Origin of the sequence: Streptomyces sedi (assembly GCF_006335015.1) — a bacterium.
GTDB lineage: Bacteria > Actinomycetota > Actinomycetes > Streptomycetales > Streptomycetaceae > Streptomyces > Streptomyces sedi.
In genome coordinates this window covers 155824-173897 of sequence record NZ_VDGT01000010.1, presented here as the reverse complement: position 1 = coordinate 173897, position 18074 = coordinate 155824, and the positions used below count along the sequence as shown (strand labels likewise).

Genomic DNA, 18074 nt, shown 5'->3' with positions numbered 1-18074 from the left:
GATCTATCGTGCGGTGCCGGGCGCGTGGAGGGAAGAACGCGCCCGGGCGGTGAAGCGAGCGCCGGCTTGTGCGCCTGGGCGTGGGACTCGGCGATGATGGGGCCATGCGACTGGAGGCGATCACCGGGGAGAGGCTGGCCGCCGCCCTCGCCGAGGGAGTCCTCGGCTCCGGCGACGCGCCGGAGGCGTGGCGGCGGGTCCTGGTCGACGGGGCGCCGGCGGCCGGTGGCGGCCGGCTGGCCCACGCGGTCGCCGACGAACTGCGGGTGCGGGGGCGTTCCGCGCTGGTGGTGGACGCGGCCGGCTTTCTGCGTGCGGCCTCGCTGCGTTTCGAGTTCGGGCGACGGGACCCGGACTCCTACCGGGAGTCCTGGCTGGACGAGGGCGCGCTCTGGCGCGAGGTGCTGACACCCCTGGACCCGGGAGGCAGCGGCCGGGTGCTGCCCGACCTCTGGGACGCCGAGCGCGACCGGGCCACCCGCAGCGGCTATGTCACGCTCCCCCCGGGCGGCGTGCTGCTACTCCACGGCCCCTTTCTGCTGGGGCGATGGTTTCCCGCCGATCTGACCGTCCATCTCGCGCTCTCCGAGGGGGCGTTGGCCCGGCGCACCCCGGAGGACGAGCGCTGGACGCTGCCGGCCTTCGCCCGGTACGCCGCCGAGCACGGCCCGTCGGAGGCCGCCGATGTGGTGGTGCGCATGGACCATCCCGCGCGCCCGGCGTGGACGGGCATCCGGGGGCGCGCGTGATCGCCGCGCGCGCCCGGGCGTGAAGTGGTCCACCGGGGTCCCGTCCGGTCCGGAAACTGACACACTGGGTGTCGCACCATCAGCGCACAGTGATCAGGGAGTTGGGGCGTGGACGACACGGTCAGGCCGTACACCAGAGACGAAGTGCTGCACGCCGTGGCGCTGATCAAGGCTCATCTCGCCGAGGACGAGGAGGGGGTGCGCGCCCTTCAGGACGAGTCGGACGAGAGCGCCCGGCAGTGCGCGCGGTCCATGTTCGCCCTGGCGCATCTCATCGTCTTCGGGCAGGTCATCCCGGACATGTGGGTGGTGCGTCAGAAGCTCGACTTCGGTGACACCGGACGTGTTCCCGAACTCAACCTCGCCATCCACGTGTTGAAGCGCATGGAGGAGCGGGTCGCGCTCGCCCATGTCCACCCGGTGGTGGGAGCCCTCTCCGCGGGTGACGTGATGGACCTGATCGTGCAGTGCACCGGGACCAGCATGGCCGACGTGCCGCGCTTCCTCGACGGCGTCAGGGAGCGTGTCCTGCACTCGATGGAGCCCTGAGCGCGGGCACGACCGGCCGCGTCACGGGACGGAGTCGGCGTCGCGCACCACCTCCAACTGGGCCCGGGGCGGCCGGATTTCGACCGTTCGCCACGGTAGGGACCGCCACTGACAGCGGCGCGAGGCGACGGCGATACCGTGGGCGCATGGACAGCACCCAGTCAGACGAGATACATGGCCGCTACGGCACCGCCGCCACGGTCGAGGTCGAGCCGCGCGGGATCGGGCAGGTGCGCACCGCGTACGCGCCGGAGCCCGACGGAGACCCCGACCCGGGCGAGATCGTCTGGACCTGGGTGCCCTACGAGGAGAACGACGGCCGGGGCAAGGACCGCCCGGTGCTGGTGGTGGCGCGCGAGGAGGGCCGGGAGACGCTCCTGGCCGTCCAGTTGACCAGCCAGGACAGGGACCACGACGACGAGTGGCTGCCGTTGGGCTCCGGCCCCTGGGACCGCACCGGCCGTGACTCCTGGGTCCATCTGGACCGCGTGCTGCGCGTCCACCCCGAAGGGATGCGTCGGGAGGCGTGCGCGCTCGACCGCGCGCGGTACAACCGCGTCGTGCACAACCTCCAGGCGCGCCACGGCTGGCGCTGAGCCCCGGCCCGCGCTCCCATCCGCCCCCCGGAACTCCCATGCGACCCGACACATCCGATTCTTTCGACGGCCCCGCCTCCCCGGGCGACCCCGGCACCGGCGCCGTCCCCCGTCCGCATCCCCTGCACGGCCACCGCTATGTGGTGCTCGACTGCGAGACCACCGGCTTCGACCCCGAACGTGGCGACCGCATGGTCTCGCTCGCCCTGGTCACCGTCGTCGACGGCCGGATAGCCGACCGCTGGACCAGCCTGCTCGACCCCGGCCGCGACACCGGTCCGGTCCACATCCACGGCATCACCAAGGCGGAGAGCACCACCGCGCCTCGCTTCGCCGACGTGCTGCCGGAGATCGACCGCCGGCTTCAGGGCGCCGTGCTGGTGGCCCACAACGTCGGCTTCGACCTGCGCTTCCTCGCCATGGAGCTGGAGCTGGCCCACGCGGGCCCGCCCCCGACGACCAGCCTCGACACCCTCACGCTGGCCCGCCGCTACCTCCCCGAGCTGGCCAACCACCGGCTCGCCACGTGCGTCGCCTCCCTCGGCGTCCCGCACCGGGCACACCGCGCCGACTCCGACGCGGAGGTCACCGCCGTGCTGCTGCTGCGGCTGCTGGACCGCGCCGCCGAGGACGGGCACACCGGCCTCGAAGGGCTCGTCGAGCCCAGCGAGGAGGTGCTGCGCCGCGAACGCCGCAGGCGTGCCCGGTGCGACGCCGAGACGCCGGGCCTCAGCGCCGCCCACCGCGACGCGCACGAGGTGATCGCCGCCTGGCGCGGCGGCGTGGGCGCCTGGCACGCGGCGCTGCGCACGCTCCAGGCCGAGGGGTGCCCGGAGGCCGGACGGCTGTGGGGCTGGTTCGGCGGCACGCTCACCACGCCGACCCCCGCGTTCGGGCGCCCGCGCCCGGAGGGGGCGCGCGAGGCGCTGCGCACCGCGCTCGACCTGCTGCTCGACGATCCGGGGACCCGCAGGGACGACGTGGCGCAGCCGGTGGCCTGGCTGGCCGCGCTGGACCAGGGCGCGGAGAGCCCCGACCACCTGCTCGGTCTCTTCCCCGGCACCGCCGCGGCGATCGCCGCCCTACCGGACTGCGGTCGCTGCTGGTCCTGCGCCACGCTGGGCCTTTGCGCCACGGGGAGCGCGGGCGCCGCCCTGGTCTCGCACTACGGCTCCGACCCCGCCTGGGCCGACGAGCTGGCCTCGCTGCTGCCGGTGCTGCGCACCGCCGGCGACCTGGCCGCGCTCGGCCGCGCCGCCCGCTACGCCGGCCAGGGGCTGGAGCGCCGGGGGCGCGTGGAGGAGGCGATGCGCCTGTGGCAGTGGGCGGTGGACGAGGGGGCGCGCGACCCCGTGGTCTTCAACCGGCTCACGCTGTGCCACGAGCGCCTGGGCGACGACCGCGCCGCGCTGGCCCTGTGCGAGAGAGGGCTCACCCACCGTCGCGACGAGGGGGCGCGTGCCGTGTGGGACACCCTGGCGCGGCGCGCGGAACGCTGCCGCGCCCGGATCGCGGGTCTGCCGGTTCCGGCGGTTTCCGAGCCGGAGCCGCTCGAAGGCTGATCGGCTCACTAGGTTCTTCTCCTGGGCGGGGATCGGGCTCCGTGTCCGGCCCCCGCCCGAGGCGACCACCCGACCCTGAGGAGACCGAAGGTGACCGAGCAGCTGAACCCCATGCCCCTGGACTGGCGCCGTGGACTGGCGATCGTGGCCCACCCCGACGACCTGGAGTACGGCGCGTCGGGCGCCGTCGCCGAGTGGGTCGAGGGCGGCAGGGAGATCGCCTATGTGCTGGTTACCAGGGGAGAGGCCGGGATCGACTCCCTTCCGCCCGAGGAGTCGGCCCGGGTGCGGGAGGCCGAGCAGCTGGCAGGCGCGGCGGCCGTCGGGGTGCGGACGGTGGAGTTCCTCGACCACGCGGACGGCGTGATCGAGGCGGGCCCCGCGCTCCGTGCCGACCTCGCCGCCGCCGTGCGCCGGCACCGGCCGGAGCTGCTGATCACGCTCAACCACCGCGACACCTGGGGCGGCCACGCCTGGAACACCCCCGACCACCGGATCGTCGGCCGCGCCGCCCTGGACGCGGCGGGCGACGCGGGGAACCGCTGGATCTTCCCCGAGCAGCTGGGCGAGGGCGGCCTGGAGCCGTGGGACGGGGTCCGCTGGGTGGCGGTGGCGGCCTCGCCGCGGTCGACCCACGCCCAGGCGCTGGGCGACGCGGCGCTGGAGCGGGGCGTCGCCTCGCTCGTGGAGCATCGCGCCTATGTCACGGGGCTCGGCGAGACCGATCCCGAGGGCTACGCGCGGTCGCTGCTGATCGACGGCGCGGAGCGGGAGAGCGGCCGGTTCGGCGGGCGCCGCTGCACCCCGTTCGAGCTCTTCCCGCGCTGATATCCGCGCCCCTCCCGGCCGATACCCGGGTTTCTCGGCGGCCTTTCTGTGGTGCTCGACACAGCGTTTTCGGGGCCTACGAAAACGCTTAGCAGGAAAACGGGACCAAGGTCCCGGGACTTTCGTCACGCGGTGCCAGGGGATTTCGCCAGGGACGGCGAACGACCTTCGGATATGCGGGGCTCAGTGCAGGTCAGCATGGTGGGGATCGGGAAGTTGCCTTCTTCGGATGAAGGCTTCCACGGGCATGTCCAGGGCCTTCAGACTCCCTTTCTCCGCTACGGTCCCGCGTCGTAGGAGAGCTTCTTGTGCCGGGTCGGATATCCCGTTATCAAGGATGTTCACCCGGCTGGTTCCGGTCGGGACGCCCCCGAAAGCGGAGGTTGTTCTTCCATGCCGAACACCCACACGACCACCACCCTGAACCGCGCCCCGAAGTCGCTCCGTGCCCGTGCCGCCGCCGCCGTCGCGGCCGGCGTCTGCGCCACGGTGGCCCTCTCCGGTGCGGCCGTGGCGGCCGAGGGCGCCGGCAAGACCGACGCCCGTCAGGCCACCCAGGCCACCGAGGTCGTCGAGAAGAACCATGCCCCGGCCGCCGAGAAGCCGAAGGCGAGTGACTGGGTGTCGCCGATCTCGGGTGACTACGAGCTGTCGGCGACGTACGGCAACAGCGGTGACCGTTGGACCAGCAAGCACAGTGGTCAGGACTTCGCGGTCCCGACGGGTGCCGAGGTGTCCTCGGTGCACGAGGGGACCGTGGTGAAGGCCGGTGGCAACGGTGCCGGTGACGGTCCCGCGTACGGGAACGCGATCGTGATCGATCACGGTGACGGCACGTTCAGCCAGTACGCGCACCTTTCCGAGGTCGACGTGGCCGTGGGCGATCAGGTGGAGACGGGCGAGAAGATCGCGCTGTCCGGTAACACCGGCAACAGCAGCGGCCCGCACCTGCACTTCGAGATCCGCACCAGCGCCGACTACGGCACCGCCATCGACCCGATGAAGTACCTGCGCGACCAGGACGCCGATGTGTGACCCGGTCGACGGGTGAGACCGACCCGACGGCGCCCCGCGGTCAGAACCCGCCAGGGGCGCCGTCTCCGTCGGCCGCCCTTCGCGCCTCGCACTCCGCGCGGAGCGCCGGATAGGCCCGCGCTATCGCGTCCCGGCACCGCCCGGTGAGCAGCTGACGGCCCTCGGCCCGGCTCTCGCCGGGCGGCAGCGCGTGCAGCAGCTCCGCATGCGGCGCCAGCTGCTGGAGCAGCCACTCCACCTTCCAGCGCGCCAGTTCGGCCGGCTCCAGCTCGGCGACCGAGACCGCGCGCGGCCGGTGGCCCCAGGAGAGCGCGGCGCGGCTCGCGTCCCAGAGGTTCCGGTGGGCCACTGCCCGCTCCGCCAGCTCCGCGTCGGCCAACCGGGGGAGCGCCAGCCGTGCCTCCCGTATCGCCGCGAGCCCCTCCGCCCTGCGCCGGGCCTGCGCGTCGCGCTGCGCGCTGGCCCGCCGCCTGCGCAGCTCGCGCGCCGCGAGGAACTCCGGCAGCTCCTCCGTCCGCCTGACCCGGTCGCTCAGATACAGCTCCACCGGGCTGCGGCGATCCGGCTCGCCGAGGAACGAACGCACCAGCAGCGGTGTCCAGCCCCGCGCACGCAGCGCCTCCAGCGAGCAGTAGGTGATCGCCGGCCGGTCCTGGGACAGCGTCATCGTCGCCCTCCTCGCGTTCGGGACGCCAGTATCGGGTCATACCCGCACTGATCGCCTCCCGGGGGCGGCTCCGCAACCGCCACGCGCTCCCTCCCTAGCCGCGCGCCACCTCGCCCCGGCGGGCCGCCGCCAGGGCTTCCTCCCGGCCGCCGTCCTTCAGCCACAGGTCCCGGGCGCCCGGCTTGCGCGCCTCGCGCGTCAGCTGCCGCACGGTGCCGCGGCAGACCGCCTCCTTGAGCCTGGCTCCCAGGCGCCCGCCGATCCGCAGGTCGACGACGGCGTCGTTCCTGCGGGCGAACTGCACCACGCCGGTGCCGCGCCCCAGGCTCAGGCACTGCCCGACGAAGCCCACCGCGGCGGGCTGGGGCGGCTCGCCCGCGATCCGGCTGAGCACCGTCTCGGCGGCCTGCGGGCCCAGCTGGACCGCCGCCTGGCAGCTCATCCGGTACGGCAGCCCGGAGGGGGCCGCCGCGTCCCCGGCCGCGACGACACGTTCGCTGTCGACGCTGGTCAGCGTCTCGTCGGTGAGCAGGCGCCCCAGCGCGTCCGTGCTCAGCCCGCTGCGCGCCGCCAGGTCCGGCACGCCGAAACCGGTGGTCCACACGGTCACCTCGCTCGGCACCTCGCGCCCGTCACCGAGGCGCACGGCCTCCGGCGTCACGCCGGTGACCCGGGCGCCGGGGCCCCGGAGCACCTCGACCCCGAGGCCGGCCAGCCGCCGGGCTACCGCGCGTCGGCCGCGGGCGCTCAGACCGGGACCCAGCTCCCCGCCGCAGACCAGGGTGACCCGCCGTCCCTCCTCGGCCAGCTCCGCCGCGGTCTCGATGCCGGCGGAGCCGGCACCCACGACCGCCACGGCGGTCCGCGCCGGCGCGGCGGCGAGCACGGAGCGCAGCGCCTCGGCCTCCTCCAGGCTGCCGACCGGGTGAGCGAACTCGGCGGCCCCGGGCACCGTGGGCTCGGCGGTGCCGCTGCCCACCGCGTAGACCAGGTAGTCGTAACCGAGGGCACCGCCGCTGCCCAGCGCCACCGTCCGGGCGGTGCCGTCGATGAGGGACACGGAGTCGACGAGCAGCCGCACCCCCTCGGCCAGCACGTCCCGGTACGCGGTGAGCGCGTCATGGCTGCCGCCGGCGACCTGGTGCAGGCGGATGCGCTCCACGAACGCGGGCCGCGGGTTGACCAGCGTCACGGCCACGTCGTCGCGCCGGGTCAGCCGGTTGGCCGCCATCACGCCCGCGTAGCCGCCGCCGACGACGAGGACCTCGGTCTTCTCGGCCATGGTGTCTCTCCTCACTCAAGGGCTCCCGCTCAGGGCTCACCCTCAAGACACCGCGGGGGCCGGCGATGTGACACCACGCGTCCCGTTGTGGCGCGCGTCACCGCGCGGGTGCCGTCCTCGGAAGGACCCCGGCCGTCCTCGGCACACCCCTCGGCACACCGCCTCGGCAGACCGTCCTCAGAAGAGCGGGCTGGGAAGCACCCCCTCCAGCGCCAGCAGCTGGCGCTTGGTCTCCAGGCCGCCGCCGAAGCCGCCTATGCCCCCGTCGGAGGCCACCACCCGATGGCAGGGCACCACCACCGGCAGGGGATTGGCCCCCATCGCCGCACCCACCGCCTGCGCCGCGCCCGGCTCGCCGGCCCGCCGCGCCAGATCCCGGTAGGAGACGACGCTGCCCAGCGGGACGCCCACGGCCAGTTCCCGCAGCACCCGCTCGGTGAACCCCGAGGCCAGCGACCAGTCCAGAGCCAGGTCGAAGACCCGCAGCCGCCCGGCGAAGTAGGCCGCCAACTGCTCGGCAGCCTCCGTCAGCACCGGGTGGCCGCCGGGGGCGGGGGCCGGCCGCGCCCCGAGCCCCTTGGCCAAACCCGACAGGGCCGCCGGCACCCTGTCCCGCTCCGCGTGGAAGACCACCGACACCAGCCCCAGGTCCGTCGCGGCCAGCAGCAGCGGACCGATCGGTGTGCCCTCCACCGACCAGGCACACCCCTTCTCCTCACTCATGACGGGGAGCATAGAGGGCGGCACTGACAACCCCGGGGGAGTCCCGCGAGCGCCGTCCGTACCGCCCTCACCGCCGGCCGACGTGAGCCGGCACCCGCCGCTCCTCAGTCGCGCAGCGCGGACCGCACCACGTCCGGCACGTCGGAGATGATGCCGTCCACGCCGAGGCCCGCGACCCGGGTCGCCAGCTCGCCGTCGTTGACGGTCCAGGTGTAGACCTTCAGCGGGCGGCCGTGCGGGCCGCGCAGGGACTGCACGCTCTCCACGTACTCCGCGCTCAGGTCGGCGTGCCGGGGGTTGATCTGGTCGGCGAACTCCGCGTACTCGGCGATCTCGTCCACCGGCGGGGTGCCGAGGAAGCCGGTCTCCACCCGGGGCGCCAGCTCGTGCACCGTGCGCACCGAGTCCGCCTCGAAGCTCTGGAGCACCAGTCGCTGGCCCGGGTACCACTCACGCAGCCAGCCCTGCTCGTCGAGCTCCTCCAGGATGTCGGCCTCGATGCCCGGGTAGAGCGAGGGGGACTTCAGTTCGAGCAGCAGCCGCTGCCGGTTGCCGTCGAGCTCGTCGAGGAACTCCTCCAGCGTCGGCACCGGCTCGCCCGCGAACTCCTCGCCGAACCAGCTGCCCGCGTCCAGCCGCGAGATCTCCTCCGCGGTGAAGTCCTCCACCCGCCACGGAGCCCGGTCGGGGAAGACCTCCTCCACGTCGGTCGTCCGGTTGAGCGTCTCGTCGTGCATCAGCACCAGCTCGCCGTCGCTGGTGCGCTGCACGTCGGTCTCCACCCAGGTGGTGTGGGCCTGGGCCGCGGCCTCGGCGGCGGCCAGGGTGTTCTCCGGGGCGTAGCCCGAGGCGCCCCGGTGGGCCACCACCAGCGGGTCGTCGAAACCGAGGCCGGTGGTCGCCGCCGGACGCACACCGTCCGACGACGCGGCCCCGGCGCTCTGAGGGGAGAGACCGGGCAGCGAGGCGACCGGCAGGACGGTGAGGGCCACCGCGCCGAGGGCCCAACCGATCAAGCCGGAGGTGGTGTCGCTCATGGGGAACTCCTCGAAATCCGTGTGGGAACGCGGGGAGCCTGCCCGGCCTGGGGAAACCGCCGGGTACGCGGCTGGTGACTGTCAGTTGAACAGCGTGAGTCCTCGGGGGGCCGTTCGCCGGCATCGACACGGTTGTCAGTGGGGGGTCGTACGGTGGGGTCCATGCGGCCCGTATCGGATATCCCACGCACGTCGACCCCCATCGAGGTGGTCAGCCCTTACCAGCCCAGCGGCGACCAGCCGGCAGCCATCGCCGAGCTGGAGAAGCGCGTTTCGGGAGGTGAGAAGGACGTCGTCCTGCTCGGCGCCACCGGCACCGGGAAGTCGGCGACGACGGCGTGGATGATCGAGCGCCTGCAGCGGCCGACGCTGGTGATCGCGCCGAACAAGACGCTGGCGGCCCAGCTGGCCAACGAGTTCCGCGAGCTCCTGCCGAACAACGCGGTCGAGTACTTCGTCTCGTACTACGACTACTACCAGCCCGAGGCGTACGTCCCGCAGACGGACACCTACATCGAGAAGGACTCCTCGATCAACGAGGAGGTCGAGCGGCTGCGCCACAGCGCGACCAACTCGCTGCTCACCCGGCGCGACGTGGTCGTGGTCGCCTCGGTCTCCTGCATCTACGGCCTGGGCACGCCGCAGGAGTACGTGGACCGCATGGTGCCGCTGCGGGTCGGTGAGGAGATGGACAGGGACGCCCTGCTGCGCCGCTTTGTCGACATCCAGTACGCGCGCAACGACATGGCGTTCACCCGGGGCACCTTCCGGGTGCGCGGCGACACCATCGAGATCTTCCCGGTCTACGAGGAGCTGGCCGTCCGGATCGAGATGTTCGGCGACGAGATCGAGGCGCTCTCCACCCTCCACCCCCTCACCGGCGAGGTCATCTCGACCGAGGACCACCTCTACGTCTTCCCCGCCTCCCACTACGTCGCCGGGCCCGAGCGCATGGAGCGGGCGATCGACGGGATAGAGAGCGAGCTGACGGGCCGGCTGGAGACGCTGGAGCGGCAGGGCAAGCTGCTGGAGGCCCAGCGGCTGCGGATGCGCACCACCTACGACATCGAGATGATGCGGCAGATCGGCACCTGCTCCGGCATCGAGAACTACTCGCTCCACATCGACGGCCGCGAGACCGGCAGCCCGCCCTACACGCTGCTCGACTACTTCCCCGACGACTTCCTGCTGGTCATCGACGAGTCGCACAACACGGTGCCGCAGATCGGCGCGATGTACGAGGGCGACGCCTCGCGGAAGCGCACCCTGATCGACCACGGCTTCCGGCTCCCCTCGGCGCTGGACAACCGGCCGCTGCGCTGGGAGGAGTTCCTGGGGCGGATCGGGCAGACGGTCTACCTCTCGGCCACCCCCGGCTCCTACGAGCTGTCCCGCGGCGACGGAGTCGTGGAGCAGATCATCCGCCCGACCGGTCTCGTCGACCCGGAGGTCGTGGTCAAGCCCACCGAGGGGCAGATCGACGACCTGGTGCACGAGATCAGGCTCCGCGCGGAGCGCGACGAGCGCGTGCTGGTCACCACACTCACCAAGAAGATGGCCGAGGACCTCACCGACTACTTCCTGGAGCTCGGCATCCGCGTCCGCTATCTGCACAGCGACGTCGACACCCTGCGCCGGGTCGAGCTGCTGCGGGAGCTGCGCGCCGGCGAGTTCGACGTGCTGGTCGGGATCAACCTCCTCCGCGAGGGGCTGGACCTGCCCGAGGTGTCGCTGGTCGCCATCCTCGACGCCGACAAGGAGGGCTTCCTGCGCTCCGGCACCTCGCTGATCCAGACCATCGGCCGCGCCGCGAGGAACGTCTCGGGCCAGGTCCACATGTACGCGGACCGCATGACCCCGGCGATGGAGAAGGCCATCGACGAGACCAACCGCCGCCGGGCCAAGCAGCTGGCGTACAACGAGGAGCGCGGCATCGACCCGCAGCCCCTCCGGAAGAAGATCAACGACATCGTCGCCGCGATCGCCAGGGAGGACGTGGACACCCAGCAGCTGCTGGGCACGGGCTTCCGCCAGCCGGTGGAGTCCGCCAAGGGCAAGGCCCCGGTTCCCAGCGTCCCCTCCGGCGGGGGCAGGGCCGGCGGGAAGAAGGAGCCCGGGGAGCTGACCGACCGCCCGGCCGCGGAGCTGGCCGAGTCGATCGAGCAGCTCACCGAGCGGATGCGGGCAGCCGCCGCCGAGCTCCAGTTCGAGATCGCCGCCCGGCTGCGGGACGAGGTCTCCGAGATGAAGCGGGAGCTGCGGCAGATGAAGGAGGTCGGGCTGAGCTGACGCGCCGGCCGTACCCTCCCGGGCGCGGGGCCGGAGCCCCGTGCCCGGGAGGGAGGGACACAGTTCAGCGTCGGGGCACCTCGATCGTCGCGCGGCGCCGCTCCCCGTTCACCGCCACCTCCAGGACGACCTCGCCCGGGCGCAGCCCGGTCAGCTCGCCGGTCGCCGGGTCGAACGCGGCGACCGCCCGGCGCCCCGCCTCGTCGGCGGGGCCCACGTGCAGCCCGCGCGAGCCCGACCAGTCCGCGCTGACCAGCGGACCCACCGGCACCTCACGCCGTTCGCCCGCGCCGTCCTGCACCACGACGGCCCCCGCGACGGCCGTCTCGTCCACCGGCACCGCGTCGGGAGCGTCGAGCGACAGCCCGTCGACCCGCGCCATGGTGCGCACCGAGAGCCAGTCGGGACCGGGCCGCTCGGGCGCGCGCCGTGTCCGCTCCTGCTCGGAGCGGGACACCGGATCGACGCCGACCAGGGTCCAGCCGTTGAAGCCGCCCTCGTCGGGGACGGTCGCCGGCTCCTTGCCCGCGTTGCCGTTGATCACATACGGCACGCCGTCCACCCGATAGGTGTCGAAGATGCCGACATGCCCGCCGACATGGAGCACCCCCTTGCCGGTGCGCCGACGGAAGTCGGCCAGCCAACGCTCCACGAGCGCGGCCTCCCAACGGTCCGTGAGCTGACTCGCCGGCTGGGCCATGGTGTCCCTGGGCGGCACATGGCCGACGACCACCACCGAGTGGACGGACCTGTCGTCCGCCGCGGCGTCCAACTGCGCCCGCACCTCCCTGACCTGGGCGAAGCCGCCGCCGCGCAGCGTCAGCGCGGACGTGTCCAGGGTGAGGAAGCGTGTGCCCCGGTGATCGAACGTCAGCTGGGTCTCGCCGAACTCCGACCGGAAGTTGTCGATCGAGCCGCCCATCACCTCGTGGTTGCCCGGCACGTAGTACCAGGGAAGGTCCCCACCCAGCTCCTCCTCAAGCACCGCACGGGCGAACGCCAGGTCCTCGGGCGAACCCTCGTCCACCAGATCCCCGTTGACCAGCACGAAGTCCGGGTCGGCGGCCTTCGCCTCGCGCAGGACGCGCCGCGCGGAGGCGACCAGCTCGCTCTCCGGATCGCGCGCGACGAACTGGGCGTCCGAGACCACCGCGAACCGCCACTCCCGCCCGTCGGTCCCCGCGGCGGTGTCGATCAACGGCTTCGCGCCGCGCGGCTCCTCGGGCAGCTCCACCTCGGGAGGCGTCAGCGCCCGCAGTTCGTCGATCACCAGTTCGCTGGCGTAGCTCTGGTCCCCCCGGGTCTCCGCCAGGTAGAAGCGCTGCACCGAGACCGGGTAGGCCGTGCCCTCCGGCACCTCGAACGTCAGCTGCCTCCACTCCTCGAACTCGATGTGCTCGGCGCGCAGCACCAGGTCGGTCCCCCGTGCGTCTTTCAGCTGGAGCGAGGGCCACGCGCCCCGGCCGTCGCCCCGCACCCAGAGGGTGAACCGCGAGGGCTGGCCCGGCACCCGGATCTCCTCCGGCGGATACACATAGGCCGCACGGGTCGCGGTACTCAGCGAGAAGTCGTAGGCCAGCCGCAGCCCGGCGCCCTCCCGCCCCTCCGGCTCGGGCGTCACCGAGCCGTCGGCCCTGGCGTGGTCGAAGGTCCACCCGTCGCCGTCGGAGAAGTCCGCCACCGACGACTCGTGCAGCCCGACGGTCACCGCCATCCGCGCGGTGGCCTCACCGACCGTCACCGTCACGATCCCGGAGGCCGACTCCCGTTCGCCCGCGGTCACGGTGAACCCGCCGCGCGCCGGGTCCTGTTCGACCGTGAAGAGCGAGGAGTCGTAGTCGAGCCGCACGTCCGCCGGCTCGATCGGCGCCGAGTCGCCCGCCGCGTCCACGCCCAGCACCCCGAAGGTGGAGACGGCCCCGGGCTCGGCCAGCCCGAGCCGCCGGGTGGTGGTGGAGACCTCGGTCAACGGGCCGAGGACGGTCAGCTCCGTCGTGCCGCGCGCCCGCCGCTGTCTCGCGTCGACCTCGACCGTTCCCGGCCGGTTGGCGCGGAAGACGCCGTCGCGCACCGTGCCGACGCCCGGGGGCGAGGAGTGCCACTGCGGGTTCGCCTCCGCGGGCCCGTAGGTGTCGTCGTGGCCGACGGCCGTCAGCTCACGGGTCAGCCCGGGGAAGACACGGTCCGGATGTCCGCCGGCGACCGGGTCGGCGGTGGGAGCCGTGGCGGGGTCGGCCGTCGGGGCGACGCGCAGCCCGGACAGCTCGCCGTCACCCGCCGGGGCGGTGATCGCCAGGCCGTTGGGCACCGGGCGCTCCTCGCCGTCCGAGGGGCTGTTGACCAACTCCGGCGCGGCGCGGCCCGGCAGCCTGGCGAGCAGCGTGCTGGAGCCGCCGCCGTCCAGGTTGAGCGCGCTGTACGCCCCGAGGTCGGCCATCATCGAGGCCAGCTCGGTGAGCGTGGTGCCGCCCGAGTGCGCCTGCCGCCCCTCCACGCTCAGCACGAACATCCGCTGCCCGTCGCGGGAGAAGCCGACGGCGGTGCGGGGCGCGGTGTCGTTGTTGGGCAGCCCCTCCCAGTCCTGCGGCTCGCCGTCCACCACCAGCAGGCCGCGCCCGCCGACCGCCGTGCGCGGCAGCTCGGAGCCGTCGTCGGTGACCGGGGCGTACTCCACGCTCACCGGGTCGCCGACCTCAAGCCCTTCGAGGGCCAGGGCGCCGCGCTCCCGGCCGAGCAGCACCGTCGCGTCCTCGGGAACGGGGCCGTCGCCCGGCTTGTCGGAGACGGAGGTGACCTCGCCGTCGTCGATCACCACCTCGGTGGTCTCCCCGGCCTCGGCGACCAGCAGCGCGCGGTCGGCCTCGCCCCACGCCGAGGTGTAGACGCCGACGCCACCCGGTGGCAGGTCGGGGGTGTTGAAGCCGGCGAGGTCCACCGCGCCCGCGGGCAGGGTGGCGGTGCCGTCGAAGTAGAGGTCGAGAACGCGGCCGGCGCCGTCGGGGGCGATCCCCACGGCCTCCGTGCTGCCGCCGTCCGAGCCGTGGAGCAGCTCACCCTCGGAGAGCCCGGGGCCGAGGGGGGCCTCGGTCGCGCCGATGTCGAAGAAGTCGGCGTTGAGCGCGGCGACCGTCGTCCTGCCCTCGCCCGGGTCGTGGTCGGCGACCAGCTCGCTCACCGGCGCCGCGTCGGCGACATGCGCGGGCGCGAGGTAGTCGATGCGCAGGTCGGAGGTGAGGTCCAGGCTCAGCGCGTGGGCGCTGAGCCACTTGTCGGACTCCATGCGGTGGTAGCTGGTCAGCTCGGCGCCCGGCGCCAACGGCTGCTCGTCGCGCGAGAGTTCGAACCCGTCGCCCTCGACGATCCCCGAGGGGGCGGAGGCGACGGTTCCCGTGTGCGCCGCGTGCGCCGGGGTGACCAGCGTGCCGCCGGTCAGCGCGAACGCGATGCCCGCCGCGATCAGTGAGGGGGCGCGCCGTGCGCGTCGCCCCGTGGTTCCTGGCAAGTCAACTCCCTGTGAAACACGTGCCTGGTGGCGCGGGTGCGCGCCGGCGGCTCAGCGTTCCAAGGGAGTTGACCTGGTGCCAGGGGCTCGTCGGGAACTTGGGGAGAACAAAACGCCCGTCAGCGTTTGGCGGCGGCTCGCTTTCTCGCCGGCTTGGCGGGGGCGTCGCCCGCCGTCGCCTTCCGGGAGGGGGACTTCCGACGGGAGGTGGCCGGGGCGGCGTCACTGACCGCGTCCCCCAGGATCTCCCGCAGGAACTTGCCCGTGTGGCTCGCCGGCACGGCGGCGACCTGCTCCGGGGTGCCCTCGGCGATCAGCTGGCCACCGCCGCCACCGCCCTCGGGGCCCATGTCCAGCACCCAGTCGGCGGTCTTGATCACATCGAGGTTGTGCTCGATGACCACCACCGTGTTGCCCTTGTCCACCAGGTCGGAGAGGACCGTGATCAGCTTGCGGATGTCCTCGAAGTGCAGGCCGGTGGTGGGCTCGTCCAGCACGTAGACCGTGCTCCCGGTGGAGCGCTTCTGGAGCTCGGAGGCGAGCTTGACCCGCTGCGCCTCGCCGCCGGAGAGCGTCGGCGCCGGCTGGCCGAGGCGGACGTAGCCGAGGCCCACGTCGTTGAGCGTGCGCAGGTGGCGCGCGATCGCCGGTACGGCGGCGAAGAACTCCAGCGCCTCCTCGATCGGCATGTCCAGCACCTCGGCGATGGACTTGCCCTTGTAGTGCACCTCCAGGGTCTCCCGGTTGTACCGGGCGCCGTGGCAGACCTCGCAGGGCACGTAGACGTCGGGCAGGAAGTTCATCTCGATCTTGATGGTGCCGTCACCCGAGCAGTTCTCGCAGCGACCGCCCTTGACGTTGAACGAGAAGCGGCCCGGCTGGTACCCGCGGACCTTGGCCTCCATCGTCTCGGCGAAGAGCCGCCGCACGTGGTCGAAGACACCGGTGTACGTTGCCGGGTTGGAACGGGGGGTCCGGCCGATGGGGGACTGGTCGACATGGACCACCTTGTCGACCAGGTCGTCCCCGGTGACCCGGGTGTGCCGCCCGGGGACCGCCTTGGCGCCGTTCAGCTCGCGGGCCAGGTGGGTGTAGAGGATGTCGTTGACCAGGGTGGACTTCCCCGAGCCCGAGACGCCGGTGACGGCCGTCAGCAGCCCGACGGGGAAGCTGACGTCGATGCCGCGCAGGTTGTGCTCCCGGGCGCCGTGGACCGTGAGCATCCGCTCCTGGTCCAGCGGGCGGCGCTGGGCGGGCAGCGGGATGGTGCGGGCGCCGGCCAGGTACTGACCGGTGAGGGAGTCCTCGTTGGTCAGCAGTCCCGACAGGGGTCCGCTGTGGACCACCTCGCCGCCGTGCTCGCCGGCGCCGGGGCCGATGTCGACCACCCAGTCAGCGGTCTTGATCGTGTCCTCGTCGTGCTCGACGACGATCAGCGTGTTCCCCAGGTCGCGGAGGCGGACCAGGGTCTCGATCAGCCGGTGGTTGTCCCGTTGGTGCAGGCCGATCGACGGCTCGTCGAGCACGTAGAGCACGCCGACGAGGCCGGAGCCGATCTGGGTGGCCAGCCGGATGCGCTGGGCCTCGCCGCCGGAGAGCGAGCCGGCGGCGCGGTTGAGCGAGAGGTAGTCGAGGCCGACGTCGACGAGGAACCGCAGCCGCTCGTTGACCTCCTTGAGCACCCGCTCGGCGATGGCACGCTCGCGCGCGGTCAGCTCCATCCGCCCCAGGAACTCGGCGCACTCGCTGATCGACATCCCCGCCACCTCGGCGATGGAACGCCCCTGCACCGTGACCGCCAGCACCAGCGGCTTCAGCCGGGTGCCCTGGCAGGCCGGGCAGGGCACCTCGCGCATGTACCCCTCGAAGCGCTCGCGCCCGGAGTCCGTCTCGGCCTCCGCGTGCCGCCTGCGGATGAACGGCAGCACACCCTCGAAGGCCGTGGTGTAGGCGCGCTCCTGCCCGTGGCGGTTCTCGTAGCGGACCTCGATCTTGGTCCTGTGCCCGTTGAGCAGGGCCTTCTTGGCGCGCTGGGGCAGCCCTTCCCAGGGCACGTCCGTGCGGAAGCTCAGCGCGTCCCCGAGGGCGCCGATCAGCAGGTTGAAATAGCCCTTGGTGTGCCCGTGGGACCAGGGGTGGATCGCCCCCTCCTCCAGCGTCTTCTCCGGGTCGGGGATGATCAGCTCCGGGTCGACCTCCATCCGGGTCCCGATCCCGGTGCACTCCGGGCAGGCGCCGAACGGCGAGTTGAACGAGAAGGAGCGGGGCTCCAGCTCCTCGAACGAGAGGTCGTCGTACGGGCAGTAGAGGTGCTCCGAGTACATCCGCTCCCGCTGCGGGTCGTCCTCGGGCAGGTCGACGAAGTCGAGGATGACCATCCCGCCGGAGAGGCCGAGGGCCGTCTCCACCGAGTCCGTCAGCCGGCGCTTGGCGCTCTCCTTGACCGTCAGCCGGTCCACCACCACCTCGATGGTGTGCTTCTCCTGCTTCTTCAGCTTGGGCGGGTCGGCCAGCTGGATCGTGGCCCCGTCCACCCGGGCGCGGCTGTAGCCCTTGGTCTGGAGGTCGGCGAAGAGGTCGACGAACTCGCCCTTGCGCTCGCGCACCAGCGGCGACAGCACCTGGAACCTGCTGCCCTCGGCCAGCCCGAGGACCTTGTCCACGATGGCCTGCGGCGACTGCCGGGCGATGGGCCGGCCGCACTCCGGGCAGTGCGGCTTGCCGATCCTGGCGAAGAGGAGTCGGAGGTAGTCGTAGACCTCGGTGATGGTGCCCACGGTGGAGCGCGGGTTGCGCGAGGTGGACTTCTGGTCGATGGAGACCGCGGGGGACAGGCCCTCGATGAAGTCCACGTCCGGCTTGTCCATCTGGCCCAGGAACTGCCGGGCGTACGCGGACAGCGACTCGACGTAACGCCGCTGGCCCTCGGCGAAGATCGTGTCGAAGGCGAGGGAGGACTTGCCAGAACCCGACAGCCCGGTGAAGACGATGAGCGAGTCGCGGGGCAGGTCGAGCGAGACGTTCCTGAGGTTGTGCTCGCGAGCGCCACGAACGATGAGTCGGTCGGCCACGCCGGATGGCACCTTTCGTTGGTAGATCGGGAACGCTCGCGCTCTCCGCGAGCGACCCGTTCCAGAGTATGGGGCCCCTCTGACAATCGTCGCCGAACGCCCGAGGACCGCCTCGCAGCCTATAGCACGTGCGTTCGATTGCCGGCCGTTTCACGGCGGAATCACGCCGGATTCACCCGATGGA

Annotated in this window: 13 protein-coding genes; 7 read left to right on the top strand and 6 right to left on the bottom strand. The window is 72.8% G+C overall.

Annotation, left to right across the window (positions count from 1 at the left end; translation table 11 throughout):
* The first annotated feature begins 104 nt into the window (after positions 1 to 104).
* From FH715_RS15385 to FH715_RS15360, 6 genes are all read left to right on the top strand, one after another.
* Positions 105 to 749: a nucleoside/nucleotide kinase family protein gene (locus tag FH715_RS15385; RefSeq protein WP_211367658.1), complete on the top strand. Its 645-nt coding sequence runs from the start codon at positions 105 to 107 to the stop codon at positions 747 to 749.
* 108 nt (positions 750 to 857) lie between these two features.
* A complete protein-coding gene (locus tag FH715_RS15380; protein ID WP_139645557.1) occupies positions 858 to 1298 on the top strand; it encodes a DUF6224 family protein in 441 nt (146 codons plus the stop codon).
* A gap of 146 nt (positions 1299 to 1444) precedes the next feature.
* Positions 1445 to 1894: a type II toxin-antitoxin system PemK/MazF family toxin gene (locus FH715_RS15375; RefSeq protein WP_211367656.1), complete on the top strand. Its 450-nt coding sequence runs from the start codon at positions 1445 to 1447 to the stop codon at positions 1892 to 1894.
* Positions 1895 to 1932: 38 nt separating this feature from the next.
* Positions 1933 to 3456 carry a 3'-5' exonuclease gene (locus tag FH715_RS15370; protein WP_139645555.1) on the top strand — a complete coding sequence of 508 codons (1524 nt, stop codon included), beginning with the start codon at positions 1933 to 1935 and terminating at the stop codon, positions 3454 to 3456.
* A 111-nt stretch (positions 3457 to 3567) separates the two neighbouring features.
* Entirely contained in the window at positions 3568 to 4284 is a 717-nt protein-coding gene (locus tag FH715_RS15365; protein WP_139645673.1) for a PIG-L deacetylase family protein, read from the top strand.
* A 393-nt stretch (positions 4285 to 4677) separates the two neighbouring features.
* The gene (locus FH715_RS15360) at positions 4678 to 5319 is read left to right on the top strand and encodes a M23 family metallopeptidase (protein WP_139645553.1); all 642 of its coding nucleotides are present in this window, start codon (positions 4678 to 4680) and stop codon (positions 5317 to 5319) included.
* A gap of 40 nt (positions 5320 to 5359) precedes the next feature.
* On the opposite strand, the gene FH715_RS15355 is transcribed toward FH715_RS15360, so the two are convergent.
* The 4 genes from FH715_RS15355 to FH715_RS15340 all read right to left on the bottom strand — a co-directional run bounded on the left by FH715_RS15355 (position 5360) and on the right by FH715_RS15340 (position 9028).
* The gene (locus FH715_RS15355) at positions 5360 to 5986 is read right to left on the bottom strand and encodes a hypothetical protein (protein WP_139645551.1); all 627 of its coding nucleotides are present in this window, start codon (positions 5984 to 5986) and stop codon (positions 5360 to 5362) included.
* 94 nt (positions 5987 to 6080) lie between these two features.
* Complete coding sequence (locus FH715_RS15350) at positions 6081 to 7268, bottom strand: NAD(P)/FAD-dependent oxidoreductase (RefSeq protein ID WP_139645549.1); 1188 nt, start codon at positions 7266 to 7268, stop codon at positions 6081 to 6083.
* Between the two features lie 177 nt (positions 7269 to 7445).
* Entirely contained in the window at positions 7446 to 7991 is a 546-nt protein-coding gene (locus FH715_RS15345) for a methylated-DNA--[protein]-cysteine S-methyltransferase (RefSeq protein ID WP_246108758.1), read from the bottom strand.
* Positions 7992 to 8095: 104 nt separating this feature from the next.
* Complete coding sequence (locus FH715_RS15340) at positions 8096 to 9028, bottom strand: glycerophosphodiester phosphodiesterase (RefSeq protein WP_139645545.1); 933 nt, start codon at positions 9026 to 9028, stop codon at positions 8096 to 8098.
* Between the two features lie 162 nt (positions 9029 to 9190).
* Between FH715_RS15340 and uvrB the strand changes: the two genes are divergently transcribed.
* Complete coding sequence (uvrB, locus tag FH715_RS15335; RefSeq protein WP_139645543.1) at positions 9191 to 11317, top strand: excinuclease ABC subunit UvrB; 2127 nt, start codon at positions 9191 to 9193, stop codon at positions 11315 to 11317.
* Positions 11318 to 11381: 64 nt separating this feature from the next.
* Here the strand turns inward: uvrB and FH715_RS15330 are convergent, their stop codons facing one another.
* Both FH715_RS15330 and uvrA read right to left on the bottom strand, forming a co-directional pair.
* Positions 11382 to 14819 (bottom strand): phosphodiester glycosidase family protein, encoded by a 3438-nt coding sequence (locus FH715_RS15330; protein ID WP_246108757.1) that lies wholly within the window; start codon positions 14817 to 14819, stop codon positions 11382 to 11384.
* A 119-nt stretch (positions 14820 to 14938) separates the two neighbouring features.
* Positions 14939 to 17890 (bottom strand): excinuclease ABC subunit UvrA, encoded by a 2952-nt coding sequence (gene uvrA, locus FH715_RS15325; RefSeq protein WP_139645541.1) that lies wholly within the window; start codon positions 17888 to 17890, stop codon positions 14939 to 14941.
* Between the last annotated feature and the right edge of the window lie 184 nt (positions 17891 to 18074).